The sequence below is a fragment of the Hymenobacter gummosus genome, from assembly GCF_003970915.1.
GTDB lineage: Bacteria > Bacteroidota > Bacteroidia > Cytophagales > Hymenobacteraceae > Solirubrum > Solirubrum gummosum.
Genome location: NZ_RXOF01000011.1, coordinates 56186 through 74719, shown reverse-complemented (window position 1 = coordinate 74719; position 18534 = coordinate 56186). Strand labels below are relative to the sequence as shown.

The following is an 18534-nucleotide window of genomic DNA, read 5'->3' as shown; positions in this document are numbered from 1 at the left end:
AAGTGCGAATTATCTTTTTCGCGCTGCCTCGTCTTAACCAAGGCTGCTTTAAGCTGGACTTTTGATAATAATATTTGCCAAAGCGCGGCGAAATGCCGAAAATGAGAATTAAAAATTATTAATGATGTATTTGGCCTTATTATTCACCGGTTTTTAAACAAAGGCAGGAGCTGGCGCAGAAATCGGGCCAATCCGGGCGTCTGGAAAAAATATAAATCAGAGCATTGTAATACCTGATTGGAGTTTGTTTTTTACGGCCGCATTCCCGCTATACCTCCTTACCACCCACACATGAATACACGTTTTACCCTCTTAGCGCCGCTGCTGGGAGCGTTGGGAATCTGCACGCTCAGCCAGACGGCCGCCGCCCAAACCGTCTACGTCCCCGCCGCCGTCACCGGCTACACCGCCGACGTTATTGCCAACGGCCGGGGCACGGTGGCCAGCTCCACCACCCACACCGTCGACCGCGGCAACGCCTCGGTGCGCTGGTGCTTTGCCGACTCCACCTTCATCAACCCCGCCGGGCAGCGGCCCAACCGCGCGCTGCCGGCCAGCGGCTTTTTCCGTAGCCGCACCACCCCGGGGCTGACGTACCAGATGGGCCCCAGCAGCGGCCTGAACTCCCTGCGCATCGACGGAGCCGGCGCGGGCACGCTCACGCTCACCAACCCCCAGGCCTGCAGCGAAATCCTGGTATTGGCCACCGAGGGCAACGGCAGCACCGCGCCCAAGACCTTTGTGGTGACCTTCACCGACAACTCCATCCAGCTGTTTACCAACATCGTGGTGCCCGACTGGTACGGCAACGGGGCCACGCCCGCCATTATCGTGGGCAGCCGCGTCAACCGCCCCGACGACACCATCGAGAACCAGCCCAACGACCCGACCATCTACGAGGTGCGCCTGCCGCTGGCCGTGGCCAACTACAACAAGCTGGTGCAGAGCATTCAGGTGTCGAAAAACTCCACCGACCCGGTGCTGAATGTGATGGGCGTGAGCCTGGGCGCCAACTGCCTGACGGCCCCCACCGGCGGCACGGCCCAGGCCAGCGCCGCCGCCATCTGCCCGGGCGCCTCCACCACGCTTTCGCTGACGGGCAACACCAACTCCGTTATCATCGGCTTCCAGTGGCAGGCTTCCACCGACAACGGCACCACCTGGACCAACATCGGCGGGGCCACCAGCGCCACCTACGCCGCCCGCCCCGTCGTGACGACCCAGTACCGCGCCCGCGTGGTGTGCGGCCCGCAGGGCAGCTTCTCCACGCCCGTGACGGTGACCGTGGCGCCCACCCGCTTCAGCTACGCCTGCGGGCCCTTCTACCAGAACGGCTCCAGCGTGCGGCCCGATCTGCCGACGGTAGCCGGCACTTTCTCGGCCACGCCCGCGGGCTTGTCCATCAATGCCAGCACCGGCGAGGTGGATTTGCGCGCTTCCGAGGTGAAGACCTACACCGTTACCTACACGCCCACCACCGGCTGCCAGAGCGTGGCCCAGTTTGAGGTGAAGCCCGAGCTGTTTTACCCGAACGTGCTGACTCCCAACACCAAGGACGGGAAAAACGACGTGCTGAAGGTATCGGCCCCGGCCAACGTGACGGAGTACCGCCTGCAGGTGTTCAACCGCTGGGGCAAGCGCGTGTACTCCGGCACCGACCCCAACGAGGGCTGGAGCGCCGCCAACACGCCCGCCGGCACCTACTATTACCTGCTGGAATACACCAACTGCACCGGCCGCCGCGAGTCGCACAAGACCTGGCTGGAGGTGATGAAGTAAGCAAAGCCAAAAAAGGCCCCCGGGCTGACCCGGGCGCCTTTTTTGGGTTGAATGGCTGGCTGGTTAAATGGTTGATTGTTCAACGTCAGAACGACCAGCCATTTAATCAGCCAGCCATTTAGCCATTTAAGCAATATTCGTAGCGGTGGCCTGAGCCTGCCACTGCTGCAAATCCTGCTGTACGCGGGCAATTTTCTGCTCGGCCAGGCCGTAGGCGTCGGGGCCCAGGAACAGGTGCAGGGGCTGCTGCGCGGCCTGGCTGGCTTCGATGAGCACGGCGGCGGCTTTTTCCGGGTCGCCGGGCTGGTTGCCGTTGATCTGCTCGTGCAGGGTCAGCGAGTCGCGCACGGCTTTGTAGTCGGCCAGGGGCTGCTGCGGGGTGCCCAGGGAGCCGCCGGTGAGGAAGTTGGTGCGGAAGTAGCCGGGGTACACCACGCTGGCCTGCACGCCGAAGTCCTTGACCTCGGCCGCGTACGACTCGGTGAGGCCGGCCACGGCAAACTTGGTGGCGCAGTACACACCCCAGCCGGCAAAGTCGCCGGTGAAGCCGCCGATGGAGCCGATGTTGAACACCCGGCCCGCGCCCTGGGCGCGCAGTTGCGGGGTGGCGTGGCGCAGCACGTGCAGCAGCCCGAACACGTTCACCTCGAAGTTGCGCCGGGCCTCGTCGTCACTCAGCTCCTCGAGGGCGCCGAGCTGCCCGTAGCCGGCGTTATTCACGATTACGTCGAGGCGGCCGAAGTGGGCTACGGCCTGCCCGATGGCCTGCTGCACGCTCGTTTCGGAGCCGAGGTCCATGGCCAGGGGCAGAAACTGCGCCGCGTTTTCATGCGGCACGGCTTGCTTCAGCGTGTCCAGGTTGCGGGAGGTGGCGGCCACGCGGTAGCCCTGGCTCAGCAGCGCTTGCACCAGCGTCAGGCCCAGGCCCTGGGAGGCCCCGGTCACGAACCAGGTTTGGTTGGTGTTGGAAGTTGTCATGGGTTGAGTAAGTGGATTCGTGGTAAGCGAGAGAATCTTGGAGGGCGAGGCTTCCGAACAGATACAGCATAAGGCGGGCGGAAAAGTTAGGGGGCTTACTGAGGCTGGTTATGGAGTGCTCCAGCCCGTCATGTCGAGCATGTCGCGCATCAAGCGAGGATCGAGACATCTCGCCGGATAGTAATCTGCTCGTTGAACGAGGATTTACTATCCCCTATCAGCACGCGAGATGTCTCGCGGGGCTCGACATGACGGGCTGGAGTGCTTCCTGGGCAGCTTCACTTAAACAGACGTACCGGCCCGCCGTTTACCGTACTCGGAAACGAAAAACTTTTCGGGCCTTAGTGCGCGTCGAAGCCGGTCGACTCGCTCAGGCCGCGCCAGGCGTTGAGTTCCTGCTGCAGCGCGTCGAGCTTGGTCTGGGCGCGGTTAAGGGCATCCTGGCCGAGCAGCAGGTGCACCGGCGGGTTTGGCTCCTGGGCCAGCTGCACGATGGCCGCGGCGGCTTTGGCCGGGTCGCCGCCCTGCTGGCCGTGCAGCTGCAGGTAGCGGGCGTGGGAGGCGCGCACGTCGGCGTAGGCGTCGAGGGGCTGCTGGGGCAGGGCCAGGGAATCGGCACTGAGGAAGTTGGTGCGGAAGCCGCCGGGCTCGACCACCGTGGCGCGGATGCCGAAGGCGGCCACGTCCTGGGCCAGCACCTCCGTCAGCACCGACACGGCGGCTTTGGTGGCGCCGTAGATGGCCCAGCCGGTAGCCCCGGCCCGCGCCGCAATGGACGACACGTTGATGATGTGCCCGGCCCCGGCCGCCCGCAGGTGGGGCAGCGCGTGGCGAATCACGTTGATGGTGCCGAACACGTTCACGTCGAAGGCGGCGCGGGTTTCGGCGTCCGTCAGCTCCTCCACGCTGCCCCCAATGCCGTAGCCGGCGTTGTTGACGACCACGTCGAGGCCGCCGAAGTGGGCCACCGCCGCGTCGACGGCCCGCCGCACGTCGTGGTCAGCGGCCAAGTCGACCTGCAAGGGGAGGAAATCAGCGGAAGCCGGGCCGAGGGTCTGCTCCAGGCTGCCGAGGCGGCGCGAGGTGGCCGCCACGCGGTAGCCCAGGCTGAGCAGGTGCTGGACCAGCGCCAGGCCGAGGCCCTGCGAGGCGCCGGTAACAAACCAGATGGGGGTAGTGCTCATAGCTTGATTGGTTTTGACAATGCAAAGCTAGAGCCGCGGGCAGGGGAGGGGCTTGCCCGCTTCAAACGGATACTTGCGAAAATCAAACAGCCGCCACCGGGCTGCGCTGCGCCGAAGGGGCCTGCCCGGTGTGCTTGCGGAAGAAGGTGCTGAAGTGGGCCGGCTCCTCGAAGCCCAGGGCGTAGCCGATTTCGGCCACGTTCCAGCTGGTGTGGCGCAGCAGCGCCCGGGCTTCCTGCACCAGCCGCTCGGCAATAAGCTGGGTGGTGGTTTTGCCGGTGACTTCCTTGAGCGCCCGGTTCAGGTGATTCACGTGCACGGCCAGCTGGGCGGCAAAGGCCTGGGCCGTGCGCAGGCGCAGCTGCTGCCCGGGCGTCTCGATGGGAAACTGCCGCTCCAGCAGCTCGGCAAACAGGGAGGCAATGCGGGTGGCGGCGGTGGTATTGTAGTAGAGCGCGGTGGTGGGCTGCAGCTTCTGGGCGCTGTGAATCAGCTCGAACACGTAGTTGCGCAGCAGGTCGTACTTGTAGGCGTAGTCGGAGCTGATTTCGGCCTGCATCTTCTGAAACACCCGCACCGCCTCGTCGCGCTGGGCTTCGGTGAGGCTGTACGAGGGCTGCCCGCCGGGCCGGAACAGGGGCAGATCGAGGGCCGGGCCGGCCTGGTGCCGCTGCAGAAACGTCTCGGTGAAAATGCAGAAGTAGCCGGTCTGCTCGTCGTCGAGCGGCTCCCAGTGGTAGGGAATCAGCGGGTTCATGAACAGCAGCGCGTGCCCGCGGATTTCCACCGTCTTGTCGGCAAAGTGGTAGTTGCTGCGCCCGCTCGTCACCACGATTTTGTAGAAGTCCTTGCGGCTGTAGGACAGGTGGGAGGCGTTGGGCCCCACGAAGTCGTCGAGGCGCAGCACGTTGAAGTGGCCGATGTCCTGGCGCAGGTTGTCGGGCAGCCAGTTGGTTTTCTGCTGGTAGAACTCTTCGAGCGTGAGGGGACCGTTCATGCCGGGAAGTTACGTAAATCAAACCGGCCGGGATGCCGGCCAGGTAGGCCCGCACCCCGGCCGGGCGGCAAAGTAGCCTTGCTGCGGTCCGTCTAATGTGCCTGCTGCCCGTTGTCGGCCTGGATGACCACGTAGAGGCCGTTGGCCCGGTGGCGGTCGAGGTAGGCCTGGAGCCGGGCCATCGGGCCCGAGTAAGCCAGCACGGCGCTGGTCAGCACGGCCGAGGGGTGATACCCCGAGCGGTCGATAACCGGGTTGCCGCTGGCGTCGAGCGTGAACTGCCCGTAGTAGCCCGGCAGCAGCGCGAGGGGCTGGGCGCCGAGGCGCAGCAGCGAGTCGCGCATGGAGCGCACCGTGGCCTCGGCGGCGGCCGTGCCCGCGGTGGAGCTGGCGCGCGTCCAGATGGTGCCCACCGGCACGCGCCGCAGCAGCGGGTGGCGCACGGCTACCAGGTTGGTGTCGCAGGTGCTGAGCTCCACCCGGTCGGGCTGCACGAGCAGGGTGCCGGTGGTTTTGCGGGTTCCCACCTGCAAGCGCAGGGTGTAGCTGCCAGGCGCCAGGCTGGTAATATTCTCCTGCGCCCCGGCAAAACCCGGGGCCGTCAGGCACATGGTGGGCTCCTGGGGCTGCCCGTATTGCAGCGTCAGGTGCGAGCCGCTAAGCGTAGCCGTAGTGGGCAGGCGGTAGTTGGCGCAGGGAAACCAGGCCTGCGTGCGGGCGGTCAGCCACAGCTTTCGGCCGCTGGTCGAAAGCTCTTCCTGCGGGCTCAGAAAGAGCTTGTCGGGCGTGGTAGCTCCCGGACCGGTGCACGCAATATTTAGGGCGTCCTGGTCTTCCTTGCAGGCGGCGAGGCTGCTCAGGGCCAGCAGACCGGCCAAGGCGGTCCGGTGCAGCGTAGAAGAAAAAATCATAGGAGAAGAAATAAAAGGGGCGGCTGATAAAGGGCTGACCGCAGCCACAACGACCAGCCGCAAATATTATGCTACCGGCGGCGGCGGAGTGGTCAAACAAAAGAGCCGCGTTGCAACTTGCGCTTAGCATGGCACCCACTCCCATACCCAAGAAAATCCTGGCCCGGCAGCACGAAATCCTGGCCGACTTCCTGCGCGAAATCGACCAGCACCTGGCCGATCTGGAAGCGGGCCGCGCCACGGAAATGCTGGAAATCCGTGATTTGGCCGCGCGGCTCTGCATTCATCCCACGCACCTGAGCAACACCATCCGGCTAACCACCGGCCACTCGCCCTGCCACTACTTCGAGCGGCGCATCCTGGCCGTGGCCCAGCGCCTGCTGCTGGAATCGGCGGCGCCGGTGGCGGAGGTGGCCGCCCGCCTCACCTACGACCCCTCGAACTTCACCAAGTTCTTCAAGCGCTTTGCCGGCCTCACCCCGAAGCAGTACCGCGAAGCCGAGTGGGCCCGGCAGCGGGAAGCGGAAACAGTCACCATTTAAACTGAAACTGTCACCATAAGCCGGCGGGGGCGAGGGGCGACCTTTGCCGCATCATCCATTTCACCAACCCTGATCTTATGAGTGCAGCCAACATTGCCCTGGTTACCGGCGGCAGCCGCGGCCTGGGCCGCAACATGGCCCTGAGCCTGGCCCAGAAGGGCATCGACGTGGTACTGACCTACCGCAGCCAGCAGGAAGAGGCCGCGGCCGTGGTGGCCGAAATCGAGGCCCTGGGCCGCCGCGCCGCCGCCCTGCCCCTCGACGTGGCCCAGTCGGGCAGCTTCCCCGCCTTCTTCGAGCAGCTGCGCGGCACCCTGCAGCAGACGTTCGGCACCGAGCGGTTCCACTACCTCATCAACAACGCCGGCATCGGCATTCACGCCGCCTTCGCCGACACCACCGAGCAGCAGTTCGACGAGCTGGTCGACATTCATTTCAAGGGCCCGTTCTTCCTCACCCAGCAGGCCCTGCCGCTGCTGGCCGACGGCGGGCGCATCATCAACATTTCCAGCGGGCTGGCCCGCTTCGCCACGCCCGGCTACGCGGCCTACGCGGCCATGAAGGGCGCCATGGAGGTGCTCACGCGCTACCAGGCCAAGGAGCTGGGCGCCCGCGGCATTGCCGTCAACATCGTGGCGCCCGGGGCCATCGAAACCGACTTCGGCGGCGGCGTGGTGCGCGACAACGCCCAGGTCAACCAGCACATTGCCAGCCAGACGGCCCTGGGCCGGGTGGGCCTGCCGGAGGACATCGGCGGGGTGGTGGCCTTCCTCTGCACCGAGGATGCCCGCTGGATCAACGCCCAGCGCATCGAAGCCTCGGGGGGCATGTTCCTGTAGGCACATCGGTCAGAAATCTGGCTACGAAAAGGGCCGCCGCAACCTGAGTTGCGGCGGCCCTTCGTTGTTGGCAACGGCAGCGCGGGGTGGCCGCCTTAGTGAGTGGGGGCCGCCGACGCAGCTTTGGCGCCCTGCTTCTGCATTTCCAGGCGAATCTGCTCTTTGTAAGCGGCCTTCACCTTCGACCAGTTCATGGCGTAAGAGAAGACAACAATAGCCGTAACGCAGGTCACGTAGCCCAGCAGGTAGGTGGTGAATCCGCGCCAGAGGCGGCCGAACAGGCTCAGGCTGGTGTGCTTCAGCAGGCTGCCGTAAGCCCAGGTGGCGTACCCGAGTACCGGCAGCAAGAACAACATGCTGACGGTGCCAATCTGGGCCGTGCCGCTGTAGTTGTAGAGTACCGGCAGGTAGAGCAGGGCGAAGAAATTGCCGATGGCCGTGATAAACGCCACGATGATGAGGCACTCGGCGTAGTTGTAGCCGCCGCGCCGCAGCAGCCAGCGCGCAAACAGCGCCCACACCGGCACCATGGCCACGTAGAACCAGCTCAGGTACTTCATGAAGAAGTCGGTGGTCGACTTCTGCAACTCCCACACCACCTGGGGCATGTTCGGGTCGCGGGGGGGCAGGGCGCTGATGTGCAGCACCGAGCACAGCAGCGCGTACAGGCCCGTAATCATAAACAGCAGCGACAGGGGCCGGAAGTGGTCGACGCGCTGCCCGGCCAGGTAGGAGCGGATGGTGGGGCCGGGGCGCAGCACCATCGTTTTGAGCGTGTACAGGATGCCCTTGTCGACGTGCCAGATGGAGTGCGGAATGTCGTGGAGCATGTCGGCCAGCTCGAAGCGGTGCGTGTGGTGGGCATCCTGCCCGCAGCGGCCGCAGAAGCGGTCGGGCACGGGGTGGCCGCAGTTGAGGCAGTCCGCCGGGTGGTGGGCGTGGTGCGGCGCCGCGGAATGCTGCGTGGCTGGGGGCGGAGTAAGGGTAGAAAGTGTGCTCATAAGCGGCGAAAGTGGCAGTAGAATACAGTTAGTGACCGTGGTAGCCCACGGCCAGCTCGGATACCGTGCTGTTGAAGAGGCTGAACAGCACAAAGCCCACCAGAATGGCCAGGCCGCTGCGCCACAGCGCCGCGGGCAGCCGGTAGGCCGGCGTGGCCAGTTGGGTGAAAGCCAGCATCTGAAACGCGGGCAGCAGCAGGGCCGCCACGTAGTACACGGGCTTGAACGCGGCGGTGCCCGAGGCGCCGGCCAGCAGTGGCACGCTCAGCACTTGCAGGGCCAGGGCCGCGCCCATTACCAGGGCGTGGGCGGTCAGGTGCTCGGCCAGGTTGTAGCGTAGCCGCCGCAGCAGCGCCCAGGTGCCCAGGGCAAATACCGGCAGCATGGCCACGCAGAGCCACCCCATGTATTTGAAGGCAAAGCGGTTGGCCTCAATCATCTGGGTGGCCTGCGCCGAGGCGCCAGCTGGCCTGGGCGCGACCAGCTGAATGGGCAGCGCCAGCACCAGCAGCGAGTACACGCCCGCCAGCAGCAGCACCAGCGCCAGCGGCCGGTAGTGCGCCGCCCGCTCGCCGGCCAGGTAGCGCCGGATGGTGGAGCCGGGGCGCCGCAGCGTCTCGCGCACCGTAAACAGGATGCCCCGGTCGACGTGCCACACCGAGTGCGGAATGTCGTGGAGCAGGTGGTGCAGGGTAATGCGGTGCGTGTGGTGCACATCCTGCCCGCAGCGGGTGCAAAACCGCTCGGGCACGGCCTGCCCGCAGTTCAGGCAGGGGTGCTGGGCGGCCGCGGCCGCCGGCGCCTCAAGCGGGGGAGAAGGGTGCGTAAGCGTTTCCAAAGCGGTAGGGGCTGCAAGTCAGGGGGAAATATAGCCAATTACCCGGCTGCCGGCCAGCGCGACGGGCCCAAAAAAAGCCGGCTGACGCGCAGTCAGCCGGCTCGGGCCAGGGCAGTAGCGGAGCCTTAGCGGCGCGCGGCTACGTAGGTCGTGTCGTTCAGGAATATCTGGTAGGGAATGTCGCGCAGGTTCAGGGTGCCGGTGCTGCGCTGGCCGCGGATGTTGATTTGCAGCGGGAAATTGGCCCCCAAAAAGCCGCTGATGGTGGTGCGCGTAATGGCGGGACCGGGGGGCGTGGTGCAGGTAGCGCCGTTTTGCTGGGCCCCGCAGACGGAAAACTCCAGCTGGTTGCCGCGGGCGTACAGGATGGTCTGCAGCGCGTAGTTGCCGCAGTTGTAGGTCTGGTTGTCGCGGGCGCGCAGCACAAACTGCAGCTGGCGCTGGGCGTCGCGCACGGTATCGATGCTCAGTAGCACTTTATAGCCGGCGGGCGGGGGCGCCACGTCGCCGCACTGGCTGGTGTCGGTGGTGTCGTCTTCGCAGCTGCTCAACAGCAGGGGCAGGGCCAGTAGCGGAAACCAACGCAATTGTTTCATGGGGATGAATAGCTGGGACAGGCTCAAATTTAGCCCTAATCCGGCAGAGTGCCGGCCACTCAGCGCAGGCGCCGCCGGGCCGCGAAGTCGAATACCGCCGGGCGCCGGACCTTGGGGCAGCAGGCCGACGACTCCGGGCCGAACTCCAGGTAAGTCGCGTACAGGCGGTTGGGGCCCAGGCTGTCAAGCTCGTAGAAGCCCGCCTTCTCGGCGGCCGGGCGGCGGCTGAACTGCGCCAGCCGCAGCGAGTCGTGCAGGCGGTAGCCCCGGGCGGCCGACAAGGCCAGCACTTCGTAGCGCAGGTGCAGCCACAGCACCCCGGTGCCCCCGTCGCACTGAGCCGGCACGAAAGTCATAAGTCCGTCGAGGCGGCCGTCCTGGTTGAGGTCGGCAAACGAGTAGCTGTACTCCGCGCTGTCGGGCAGGCTCAGCGGCAGCTCGGGCAGCTCCCGGCCCCGGAGCAGCCAGGGCTTGCAGCTGTCGGGCGCCCAGAGCCGGCCGGCGCGCACCTGCCGCTGCCGCCACTGCGCAAACTGCCGGTGAATAGCGGCGCGGGCTAGTGGCCCGGCTACGGTATCCGCTGCCGGCTCAGCGCCGGTCGGGGCAGCCTCAGCTACGGGCCGCTGCTTGGGCTGGCAGCCGGCCAGCACGCTCAGCAGGAGCAGGCAGCTGGTGAAGGCCTGGGCAGCTAGCGTGGAGGCGGGCATGATAAACTGGGCGGGGATAAAAAAACGCCCTGCCAAGTTGGGCTTGGCAGGGCGCTCAGGCAAGGCCGGAACTGGGCTAGAAGCGGAACAGCGGGCGGGCCGGGTTCCAGATGCCCCAGGGAATCATCAGCAGCACCAGCAGCAGGGCGACGCCAAACCAGATGGCGGCCTTTTTGTGCTTGAGCACGGCGTCCTGGGCTTTCTTGGAGAGGCTGCGGCCCACCTGAGCGGCAATGACGGCCAGCAGCATCACGGTCAGGTGCTCCACGGCGAAAAAGCGGCCAGTCGCGTCTTTCATCACGGCGCCGCCGGCCGTTTCAAAGGCCTTCGCGCCGAAGGGGCTGGTGAAGTAAAGCAGCAGGCCCAGCAGCAGCTGCAGGTGCATGCTGCCCACAAAGGCGGCGCCCATGCCGTTGTCGGCCCCGACGTAGGGCTTGCGGCCCTGCCAGCCCGTAAAGGCGCGCAGGAAGGCAATCAAACCAAAAATGAGGACGAGCCAGCGCGTCCAGGAGTGCAGCAGTAGTAGCGTGGAGTACATAGGCAGCGGGTTGGTGCGGGGCAAAGTAACGCAATGATTGAATGACTGCTTTTCCTAATGGCCAAATGGCTGCATGGTTGAATGGCCGGTCGTTCTGGTCTTCTGGATGGTTAAATGGCTGGTCGTTCCTGGCTGCACGCGTCAGAACAAACAGCCATTTAACAGTTTAGCCATTGAGCCATCAGTCATTGCTCACTCATCCTCGCCTTCCAGCGGGTACACCTCTTCGGGAACAAACTGCTCGCCTTCCTGGCGCAGGATGGCCAGGTTGCTGATGCGCAGCTTCAGGTTGAAGGTCTGCTCGTTGAGGTACTGCAGCACCGGGCCCAGCAGCTCGGGCGTGGTGTCGTGCAGGGCCAGCGAAATGTGGGGCAGCCACAGCTCGGGCGTGCTGAACTTATCGGTGCGCAGGCACAGCGGCTCGGTGGCGCCGAGCAGGCGGCGGTGCAGGCGGTTCAGCTCGTCGGAGCGGAGCACGGGGATGTAGATGACCGGATTCGGGCCCGGAAACAAGCCCAGGCCGGTGGTGTGCGCCTCGAAGGGCACGGTGGTGGCGGCAATGTCCTCGAGCACCTCCTTCAGCGGCTCGTGTTTGCTCACGCCGGCCAGCAGGTAGGTGATGTGCGGGTCGGGCGTGGCCTGCACGTCGTCGAGGCCGAACTCGTCCTCCAGGCTCTGGATGATGCCGTTGATGCGGGCGGCGTTCTGCGGATTGAGCAGGGAAGTAATAGCAAGCATACGCGGCGCTTAAACTCCGGAACCGGGCGCAAGGTTGGCCGAAGCGCCGTGGCGGGCCAGCATTTGGGCGTTGAACTGCTCACTCTGGCCCCGCGGAATGCTCAGGCTCAGCCACCCGGCGCCGCGCCGGGCCTTGGCCAGCAGCACCAGCTGCCCGGTGTGGTAGGCGTAGTGCGTGGCCTGCCGCTGCAGGGCCGCCAGGGCCGTGTGCGGCTCCTGCCGGATGGTGACCGGCCGCAGCCAGTCTTCCGGGTACTGCTCCAGGTGCTCAAATACGGCCCAGAGCAGGGGCCAGGCCGCCGCCCACTGCTGGCGCAGCGCCTCCACGCCGGCCGCCGTGGCGGGTTCCTCAAACTCCCGGTCGCGCTGCCGGTCGGGCTTTTCGCCGTCCGCGGTCCAGAAATCGGTGAAGCGGGAGCGGAGGTTGCCCACCAGGTGCTGCACGATGACGGCCGCGCTGTTGGATTCCGGCTCGGGCCGCCACAGCCACTCCTCGGGGCTGAGCCGGGCCAGGGCCGTGTCGGCCAGCTGCTGGTAGCTGCGGAAGCTGTGGCGCAGGTTGGCCAGCAGCTCGGCAGCCAGGGCGGCGGAAGGAGTAGGCGAGGACATGGCGGAACGAGGCTGGTTGTGGCTGCGATATTAGGCAGCGCCGCCCGGACTCGGCGGCCAGGCCCCGGCGGCGCCCCCGAAAACCCCGGTCGGCTGCGCTGCCAAGTGGGCTCAAATGGCTTGATAATGTGCTGGTTTTTCCCGCTGCTTCAATATCTTGTCCGGCAGTATTACGTCGAGGTATGAAGTATTGGTATCGAATAGTGGCGGGCCTGGGCCTGCTGGCCGGCCTGCTGACGCGGGCCGAGCAAGCCGCCGGGCAGCAGCTCACCCAGCGCGTAGAATTTGCCACGGCCGAAGCGGCTTTGTCGCCGGCGGCCGAGCAGACGCTGCGCAGCCTGGCCGCTGCAGTAGCCGGGCAGCCCGGGCTGCAGCTGACCTTGGTCGGGCGCACCGACAGCGTGGGCGCGGCTGGCTACAACCAGCAGCTGGCCCGGCGCCGCGCCGAGGCCGTGCAGCAGTTCCTGCTGCGCCAGCAAGTACCGCTGGCCGCCTTTCAGCCCGCCGCCGCCTTGGGCGAGCAGCAGCCCCTGGCCGACAACGGCAGCGCCGCCGGCCGGGCCCGCAACCGCAGCGTGACCGTAACGGCCGCCTGGGCCACCGCCCCGGTCGTAGCGGCGGCCGCACCGACTCCGGCCCTGGCCGCGGCCACCGTGCCGCCGGCGGAGCCTTTCAACCGGCGCGACACCGTCATTTTCGGGGCGGAAGGCACCGAGCTGATTATGGCCAAGGATGCCTTCGCGCCCTACGAGCTGCGCCACTTGCAAGTGCAGGTGAAGGAAGTGTACAACCCGACCAGCATGGTGCTCAACGACGCGGCCACCGAAGACGCGGCCGGCGGCCTGCTCGAAACGGCCGGTATGCTGTTCGTCTCGGTGCGCCGCGACGCCCGCGGCCCCGCCCTCACGCCCAACTCGCCCGTTACCATCCGCATTCCGGCCGATTCGCTGGACCCGGCCATGGCCCTGTACCGGCCCGTGCAGCGCGACGGGGAAACCGTGTGGGAGCCGGTGGGCGAAAAACCGCGCCTGGTCATCGTCAACGGCAAACGCTACTACGAGCTGACGACCACCAGCCTGTTCAACCTCAACCTGGACAAGGAAAAAGCCCTGCTGGCTTCGCTATTCGGGGGCGGCGCCCGGCCCCGCCGCCTGGAGTTCCGCGTGCCCCGGCTGGAGCGCGTGCGGGCCTACTGCTACGGCGACAACTCCCTGGTGCGGGCCCGCTTCACCGACGCGCGCCACTTCACCTTCCGCCGCAGCATCGGCGGCATTGCGCCCCGGCAGCGGCGCCTGGTGGTGGTCGGCCGCCTGGGCGACAAATCCTACGTGCTCAACAAGCGCATAGAGCAGCTGCCCTACAGCAACCTGCGCCGCGCCTACGTGGTGCGCCGCCACGATTTCCGGCTCGTCGAAACCGAAAAGGAGCTGCGGGCTATTCTGCGCAGCCTGCGGCGCGGGCCTGGCCGACCTACCCCCGCGGCGCCCGGGGCCAGCGGCCAGTAAAGGCGAAAATCGGCCTGACTACGCTGAGCTGTGGTACACGACGAGCCGCCGGCAAGTAGCAGGTACCACGCAGCTCCGCATCGGCGCATTTAGCGCCACGCGAAACCGTAGCTCGGCGCAGCTAACGGATTTCCGCGCTGCTGTCGGCCTGCCGGTTGCCCGGCGTTGCGGGTAAAACCAGCGAAGCCGGATAACCGACCAGGGTGAAGCTTATTCGGTCGGCGGCGGGTGGGCCAACGTAGCCCCGGCGGGCCTTTCTGCGTTAAGGGCTCAGACCTGCCACGTCCCTGTGCTCGATTCGCCCGTTTCCACTGCTTCCGATTCGCCCGCCGCGCCGCCCGCCCGGCCCCGCCGCCGCTGGCTGTGGTGGTGGCTGGGCACGCTGGCCCTGCTGCTGGTGCTGGCCCTGGTGGCCCTGCAGCAGCTCGACCCCTGGCTGCGGCGCACCCTGGAGCGGCAGGTGGCCGAAAAGTCGGGCGGGCGCTACGAGCTGCGCATCGGCAGCCTGCGCACCGACCTGGGCCGCCGCTCCATCACCCTGCGCCGGCTGTGGCTGCGGCCCGCCGGCTGGCCCAAGGCCCGGCCCGACTCGGCCAAAGGCCCCGCACCCTGGGCCCTGGTGACGGTCGATGAAATCCGGGCGGCCGGCATTGGGCTGGGGGCACTGCTGCGGGGCGAGGTGGTGAGCGTAGATACCCTGCTGGTGCGCACCGTGCGGGCCCGGGTGCTGCGCACGCCCGAGCGGCCCGGCGCTGGCGGCAAGCCCCTGCACGAGCAGCTGCCACGGCGCATCCCGGGCATCCGGCTGGCCCACCTGCTGGTAAACGACGTGCGGGTGGTATCGGCGGGGCGAGGGCGCGGCGAGCGGACGCAGCTGCGCCACGGCCACCTGGCGGCCCAGGACGTGCTCATCAGCCGCGGCGCGGCCCAGGATTCGTCGCGCCTGAGCTACGCGGCGGCCGTGGAAATGAAAATCGACGGCCTGGAAGCCCAGGTGCCGGGCCACCACCTGAGCCTGGGCGCGGCCCGCTTCAGCTCCCGCGGCCGGCAGCTGCGCCTAGATTCGCTGCGGGTAATGCCCATCGACGACCGGCAGCTGCCCGGGGGCGCGGCGCGCATTACGCTCTGGCTGCCGCGGCTGGTGCTGGCCGGCCTGCGCCCGCCGCTGCTGAGCCGCCGCATTCTGCAGGCCGATACCCTGCGCCTGAGCGCGCCCACCCTGCGCTTTGCCGTGCCCAGCCAGACGCCGCCCCCGCTGCACGAAGCCCTGGCGCCCTACCTGCGCCGGGTGTTGCTCGGGCGGCTGGAGGTGCAGCGCGCCCAGCTTCGCCTCACCCGCCTGGCGCTGGACCCGCGCCTGAGCGACATCAGCCTGAGCGGCCGCGACATTCGGGTGGACGCCGCCGCCTTCCGCGACCCGCAGCGCGTGCTCTACGCCCGCGACTGGCAGGGCGGCAGCGGCATCGGGGAAGTCACCATCGACGCGCCGTACTACCGCGTGCGGTGGGCGGCGCTGCGCCTCGGTACCCAGGCCCGCACGCTGCGCATTACCCGCGGGCTCATCAGCCCGGTGATGTCGCAGGGGGAATTGTCGCGGCGCAAGGGGCACCAGGCCACCCACCTCACGCTGCGCCTGCCCGAGGTGCGCGTGACGGGGCTGGACTACTGGGGGCTGCTGCACAAGGCCGTGCGCGCCCAGACGGTGGCCGCCCCGCACATGCGCCTGAACATCATCGGCAACGCGCATTACCCGCTGGGCAACGCGCTGGCCAAGGTGTCGCCCGAAAACGTGCGCCGCCTGCCGTTTCGCCTCGACGTGCGCCGCCTGCAGGTGGAGGACCTGGCCATCCGCTTCAAGTTTACCGGCGAGCTGGCCAAGCGCCCGGGCTATTTCGCCATTACCCGCCTCACCGGCGCGGCCACCAACCTCACCAACGACCCGCGGCGCATGAGCGCGGCCACGCCGGCCGTCATCCGGGCCACGGCTTACCTGCAGGACCGCTGCCGCTTCTCGGCCGTGGCCCGCATGTCGCTGCTCGACCCGCAGGGCCGGCACCAGGTGGAGGGTACGTTCGGCTCGGCCCCGTTTGCCATTCTGAACACCATCACGGTGCCCACGCGCTCGGCCCGCTTCGAGCGGGGGCAGCTGCACGGCATCCGGGTGCAGCTGCAGGTGAACCGCCAGCGGGTAACTGGCCGCATGTGGGCCCGCTACTCCGATCTGAAGGTGGACATGCTCAGCACCAGCGGCGGCGGGCGCGACAAGCAGACCTTCGGTACCAAAGTGCTGTCGAAAGCCGCCAACGTGCTCATCATCCGCGACGACAACCCGCGCCGCCGCGGGGCCGAGCTGAAAGATGCCCCCGTGCGCTCCGACCGCGACTTGCGCTACAGCGTGTTTACCATCTGGATGCAGGGCGTGGTGAGCGGGCTGCTGCACAGCATCGGGGTGCCCGGTAAGCTGGCCGAGGAGCTGAGCGAGCTGTAAACCGGCCGCCGCGCGTCAGGCGTGCGGGGCAACGTCTTCCGGCAGCAGCGGCAGCTCGATGTAGAACGTGCTGCCCCGGCCTTCCTCGCTTTCAAACCAGATGCGGCCCTCGTGCAGCGTCACCAGCGTCTGGATAACCGACATGCCCAGGCCGATGGGCCGCTCGCCGCGCAGGCCGGTGCGGCGGGCTTTGGTAAACTTCTCGAACAGCAGGGGCTGCAGCTTGGCCGGGATGCCGATGCCCGTATCCTGCACCAGCAGGCGCACCCGGTCCGCACCCTTTTCCAGGCGCACGTCGATGCTGCCGCCGTCGGGGGTAAACTTAAGGGCGTTGCTGATCAGGTTGTTGATGACCTGCTGAAACTTGTTGTCGTCGATGTACACGTACACCGGCTCGGCGTTGGTTTCGAAGCCGATGCGCTTGTGCAGCAGGCGCTGCGCGTGCTGGTACTGGTTCAGCACCACCCGCAGCTTGGCGGCCAGGTCTACCCGCTGCAGGTTCAGCTCCACGTTGGACGATTCCAGAAACTCCTGGTTGACGAAGTCCCGGATCAGCGTCACGCTTTCCTGGCAGGTGGTGCGCATCAGCCGCACCAGCTCGTTGAGCGTCGCGTTGCCGTAGCTTTCCGACTGCTCGGCCACGTGCTCGGCCAGCTGCTGCACAATGAGCAGGGGGCCCGACAAATCGTGGGAGAGGATTTCGAGGGTGGCGTTTTTCTTGGCGTTGCGCATGTACTCCTTGATGGGGGTAATGTCGCGCACCGAGCCGGTCAGCAGCGGCCCGTCCTGCTCGTCGTGGCTGCGGCCCACGGTCAGGCACAGCCACTGGCGGCGGCCGTCGGGGCGGCGCAGGCGCAGCTCCACGTCCTGGGCCAGCGGCTGCCGCTCCTGCAGCACCAGGGCCACCTGCTCGCGCAGCAGGTCCCGGTCGTCGGGGTGGATGCGGGCCAGCCAGCGGCGCAGGTCGCGGGCGGCGTGGACGGGCGCATCGCCCAGCAGCTGCTCGTAGGCGGGGCTGACGTAGGTGAGGCGGCGCAGCTCGACGGCGTAGCTGAAGTACACCGTGTGGCTATGTTCGATGAGGGGGCGAAACAGCGCGGCAAGGTCGGGCATGGTGACGGGGCAAGGCGTGGTAACGCAGTGTACCCCGGCGGGCCGGGTTTCGTTGCCGCAAGATGGGGCGGCGGGGCAGTTGGCACAGGATTGGCACCCGGCGAACCGGCGCCACTCGCTTTTGCTGGTGCGGTGGCGCCCGCCGGGTTGGCTTTTTTCCCCGCTACCGCCCATGAAAACGCTCCTGCTTCCGCTCGTTGCCGGGGCCGCGCTGCTGCTCGGCAGCTGCCGGCAAACCGATACCTCGCCCACCGCCGGCCTGCCGCCCGCCACGGCCACCGGCGCCGAAACCCTGGGCTTCCACTGCGACGGCGAAGTCTGGACGCCCGCCGGCCAGCGCTGCGGCCTCTACGGCTGCCGCGACAACCGCGTGGAAGCCTCCTCCTACGTCGATGGCCGCGGCCGGCGCCACCTGCTGCTCACCGCCGAGCGCACCGACGGCCGCCGCCAGGAGTATTTTGTGCTGCAGCTCGACTCCCTGGCCGGGCCGGGCACCTACCGGGCCACGGCCGGCGGCCCCAGCGCCACCGGCGCCGAAGCCGGCACCAAGCTCTACTTCGCCGACAGCCGCCAGGACCGGCAGTACCAGAGCCGGCCCGGCACTGCCCGCATCACCATCACCCACCTCGATACCGTGCGCAGCATCGTGGCCGGCACCTTCGAGGGGCAGCTGTTCGGGCTGAGCGGGGCAGGCACGGTGCAGCTCGGCAGCGGGCGGTTCGACGTGCTGTTCAACCGTTAGCGGCCCCGGCCCAGCTCCGGGCTGTGGGGCCAGCCCCCGCTGCGCCGCATAGCCGTGCGCAGGTACTCCAGCACCTGCGGCAGCGAGTGGGCCCGGCCGCGCACGAAGGCCCCGGGCCAGGGCGCTTCGGCGGCGGGCAGCAGGTATTCGAGCCAGTACTCCTGCCGCCCCGCCGCGGCCACCGCCACGTACCACGGCGTGCAGTCGTCGTCGTGGGCCAGCAGATGGAGCTGGTAGAGCGAGGTCAGCCCCCAGATGGGCGTCAGCGGAAAGGCGTGGTGCACCAGTTCGAGGAGCGTGAGCATACCCGCCCCGACGTCGACGGTGTGGGCGTCGTCGCTGCTGAGCAGCTGGGAGTAGAAATCGGTCAGGCTGGGGCGTGACTGCGCCCGGCAGGTGTAGAGCGGCATGGGCGAGGCAAAGGCGGTG

19 protein-coding genes are annotated in these 18534 nt (G+C 67.4%); 6 read left to right on the top strand and 13 right to left on the bottom strand.

Going from position 1 to position 18534, the window contains the following annotated elements; all coding sequences use genetic code 11:
• Positions 1 to 291 precede the first annotated feature (291 nt).
• Positions 292 to 1779, top strand: a complete 1488-nt coding sequence (locus tag EJV47_RS17915) for a T9SS type B sorting domain-containing protein (protein ID WP_126694555.1) — start codon at positions 292 to 294, stop codon at positions 1777 to 1779.
• A 126-nt stretch (positions 1780 to 1905) separates the two neighbouring features.
• Here the strand turns inward: EJV47_RS17915 and EJV47_RS17910 are convergent, their stop codons facing one another.
• The 4 genes from EJV47_RS17910 to EJV47_RS17895 form a co-directional block, all read right to left on the bottom strand.
• Positions 1906 to 2757, bottom strand: a complete 852-nt coding sequence (locus tag EJV47_RS17910) for an SDR family oxidoreductase (RefSeq protein ID WP_126694554.1) — start codon at positions 2755 to 2757, stop codon at positions 1906 to 1908.
• Positions 2758 to 3098: 341 nt separating this feature from the next.
• On the bottom strand, positions 3099 to 3941 hold the full coding sequence (locus EJV47_RS17905) for an SDR family NAD(P)-dependent oxidoreductase (RefSeq protein ID WP_126694553.1): 843 nt from the start codon (positions 3939 to 3941) through the stop codon (positions 3099 to 3101).
• 82 nt (positions 3942 to 4023) lie between these two features.
• Positions 4024 to 4938: a helix-turn-helix domain-containing protein gene (locus EJV47_RS17900; protein WP_126694552.1), complete on the bottom strand. Its 915-nt coding sequence runs from the start codon at positions 4936 to 4938 to the stop codon at positions 4024 to 4026.
• Between the two features lie 92 nt (positions 4939 to 5030).
• Positions 5031 to 5849 (bottom strand): hypothetical protein, encoded by an 819-nt coding sequence (locus EJV47_RS17895; RefSeq protein WP_126694551.1) that lies wholly within the window; start codon positions 5847 to 5849, stop codon positions 5031 to 5033.
• A gap of 128 nt (positions 5850 to 5977) precedes the next feature.
• Here EJV47_RS17895 and EJV47_RS17890 point away from each other — a divergent pair, with 128 nt between their 5' ends.
• Both EJV47_RS17890 and EJV47_RS17885 read left to right on the top strand, forming a co-directional pair.
• Complete coding sequence (locus EJV47_RS17890) at positions 5978 to 6391, top strand: helix-turn-helix domain-containing protein (RefSeq protein WP_126694550.1); 414 nt, start codon at positions 5978 to 5980, stop codon at positions 6389 to 6391.
• A 77-nt stretch (positions 6392 to 6468) separates the two neighbouring features.
• Positions 6469 to 7230: an SDR family NAD(P)-dependent oxidoreductase gene (locus EJV47_RS17885; RefSeq protein WP_126694549.1), complete on the top strand. Its 762-nt coding sequence runs from the start codon at positions 6469 to 6471 to the stop codon at positions 7228 to 7230.
• Positions 7231 to 7325: 95 nt separating this feature from the next.
• Here the strand turns inward: EJV47_RS17885 and EJV47_RS17880 are convergent, their stop codons facing one another.
• From EJV47_RS17880 to EJV47_RS17850, 7 genes are all read right to left on the bottom strand, one after another.
• Positions 7326 to 8231 carry a DUF3667 domain-containing protein gene (locus EJV47_RS17880; protein ID WP_126694548.1) on the bottom strand — a complete coding sequence of 302 codons (906 nt, stop codon included), beginning with the start codon at positions 8229 to 8231 and terminating at the stop codon, positions 7326 to 7328.
• 28 nt (positions 8232 to 8259) lie between these two features.
• Positions 8260 to 9069 (bottom strand): DUF3667 domain-containing protein, encoded by an 810-nt coding sequence (locus tag EJV47_RS17875; protein WP_126694547.1) that lies wholly within the window; start codon positions 9067 to 9069, stop codon positions 8260 to 8262.
• A 125-nt stretch (positions 9070 to 9194) separates the two neighbouring features.
• On the bottom strand, positions 9195 to 9665 hold the full coding sequence (locus EJV47_RS17870) for a hypothetical protein (protein WP_126694546.1): 471 nt from the start codon (positions 9663 to 9665) through the stop codon (positions 9195 to 9197).
• Positions 9666 to 9724: 59 nt separating this feature from the next.
• Positions 9725 to 10372, bottom strand: a complete 648-nt coding sequence (locus EJV47_RS17865; RefSeq protein ID WP_126694545.1) for a hypothetical protein — start codon at positions 10370 to 10372, stop codon at positions 9725 to 9727.
• Between the two features lie 76 nt (positions 10373 to 10448).
• Complete coding sequence (locus EJV47_RS17860) at positions 10449 to 10910, bottom strand: hypothetical protein (protein ID WP_126694544.1); 462 nt, start codon at positions 10908 to 10910, stop codon at positions 10449 to 10451.
• 192 nt (positions 10911 to 11102) lie between these two features.
• Positions 11103 to 11648, bottom strand: a complete 546-nt coding sequence (locus EJV47_RS17855; RefSeq protein WP_126694543.1) for a 2'-5' RNA ligase family protein — start codon at positions 11646 to 11648, stop codon at positions 11103 to 11105.
• A gap of 9 nt (positions 11649 to 11657) precedes the next feature.
• The gene (locus EJV47_RS17850; protein WP_126694542.1) at positions 11658 to 12257 is read right to left on the bottom strand and encodes a DUF1572 family protein; all 600 of its coding nucleotides are present in this window, start codon (positions 12255 to 12257) and stop codon (positions 11658 to 11660) included.
• 182 nt (positions 12258 to 12439) lie between these two features.
• On the opposite strand from EJV47_RS17850, the gene EJV47_RS17845 reads away from it, so the two are divergent.
• Both EJV47_RS17845 and EJV47_RS17840 read left to right on the top strand, forming a co-directional pair.
• Positions 12440 to 13762, top strand: coding sequence for an OmpA family protein (locus tag EJV47_RS17845; RefSeq protein WP_126694541.1), 1323 nt, complete (start codon positions 12440 to 12442; stop codon positions 13760 to 13762).
• Positions 13763 to 14051: 289 nt separating this feature from the next.
• On the top strand, positions 14052 to 16250 hold the full coding sequence (locus tag EJV47_RS17840; protein ID WP_126694540.1) for an AsmA family protein: 2199 nt from the start codon (positions 14052 to 14054) through the stop codon (positions 16248 to 16250).
• 15 nt (positions 16251 to 16265) lie between these two features.
• Here the strand turns inward: EJV47_RS17840 and EJV47_RS17835 are convergent, their stop codons facing one another.
• Positions 16266 to 17363: a PAS domain-containing sensor histidine kinase gene (locus tag EJV47_RS17835; RefSeq protein WP_165903814.1), complete on the bottom strand. Its 1098-nt coding sequence runs from the start codon at positions 17361 to 17363 to the stop codon at positions 16266 to 16268.
• A 172-nt stretch (positions 17364 to 17535) separates the two neighbouring features.
• Here EJV47_RS17835 and EJV47_RS17830 point away from each other — a divergent pair, with 172 nt between their 5' ends.
• Positions 17536 to 18105, top strand: coding sequence for a Riean_0653 family protein (locus EJV47_RS17830; protein WP_126694538.1), 570 nt, complete (start codon positions 17536 to 17538; stop codon positions 18103 to 18105).
• Here the strand turns inward: EJV47_RS17830 and EJV47_RS17825 are convergent.
• Positions 18102 to 18515, bottom strand: coding sequence for a hypothetical protein (locus EJV47_RS17825; protein ID WP_126694537.1), 414 nt, complete (start codon positions 18513 to 18515; stop codon positions 18102 to 18104). The two genes, EJV47_RS17830 and EJV47_RS17825, sit on opposite strands and share 4 nt — an antisense overlap.
• Positions 18516 to 18534 lie beyond the last annotated feature (19 nt).

Excerpts from the sequence above, each read along its gene's own strand:
- EJV47_RS17835 (WP_165903814.1), bottom strand. The coding sequence starts at position 17,363 with ATGCCCGACCTTGCCGCGCTGTTTCGCCCCCTCATCGAACATAGCCAC.
- EJV47_RS17890 (WP_126694550.1), top strand. The coding sequence starts at position 5,978 with ATGGCACCCACTCCCATACCCAAGAAAATCCTGGCCCGGCAGCACGAA.
- EJV47_RS17845 (WP_126694541.1), top strand. The coding sequence starts at position 12,440 with ATGAAGTATTGGTATCGAATAGTGGCGGGCCTGGGCCTGCTGGCCGGC.
- EJV47_RS17865 (WP_126694545.1), bottom strand. The coding sequence starts at position 10,372 with ATGCCCGCCTCCACGCTAGCTGCCCAGGCCTTCACCAGCTGCCTGCTC.
- EJV47_RS17860 (WP_126694544.1), bottom strand. The coding sequence starts at position 10,910 with ATGTACTCCACGCTACTACTGCTGCACTCCTGGACGCGCTGGCTCGTC.
- EJV47_RS17855 (WP_126694543.1), bottom strand. The coding sequence starts at position 11,648 with ATGCTTGCTATTACTTCCCTGCTCAATCCGCAGAACGCCGCCCGCATC.
- EJV47_RS17830 (WP_126694538.1), top strand. The coding sequence starts at position 17,536 with ATGAAAACGCTCCTGCTTCCGCTCGTTGCCGGGGCCGCGCTGCTGCTC.
- EJV47_RS17825 (WP_126694537.1), bottom strand. The coding sequence starts at position 18,515 with ATGCCGCTCTACACCTGCCGGGCGCAGTCACGCCCCAGCCTGACCGAT.
- EJV47_RS17915 (WP_126694555.1), top strand. The coding sequence starts at position 292 with ATGAATACACGTTTTACCCTCTTAGCGCCGCTGCTGGGAGCGTTGGGA.
- EJV47_RS17900 (WP_126694552.1), bottom strand. The coding sequence starts at position 4,938 with ATGAACGGTCCCCTCACGCTCGAAGAGTTCTACCAGCAGAAAACCAAC.
- EJV47_RS17895 (WP_126694551.1), bottom strand. The coding sequence starts at position 5,849 with ATGATTTTTTCTTCTACGCTGCACCGGACCGCCTTGGCCGGTCTGCTG.
- EJV47_RS17880 (WP_126694548.1), bottom strand. The coding sequence starts at position 8,231 with ATGAGCACACTTTCTACCCTTACTCCGCCCCCAGCCACGCAGCATTCC.
- EJV47_RS17850 (WP_126694542.1), bottom strand. The coding sequence starts at position 12,257 with ATGTCCTCGCCTACTCCTTCCGCCGCCCTGGCTGCCGAGCTGCTGGCC.
- EJV47_RS17905 (WP_126694553.1), bottom strand. The coding sequence starts at position 3,941 with ATGAGCACTACCCCCATCTGGTTTGTTACCGGCGCCTCGCAGGGCCTC.
- EJV47_RS17870 (WP_126694546.1), bottom strand. The coding sequence starts at position 9,665 with ATGAAACAATTGCGTTGGTTTCCGCTACTGGCCCTGCCCCTGCTGTTG.
- EJV47_RS17885 (WP_126694549.1), top strand. The coding sequence starts at position 6,469 with ATGAGTGCAGCCAACATTGCCCTGGTTACCGGCGGCAGCCGCGGCCTG.
- EJV47_RS17910 (WP_126694554.1), bottom strand. The coding sequence starts at position 2,757 with ATGACAACTTCCAACACCAACCAAACCTGGTTCGTGACCGGGGCCTCC.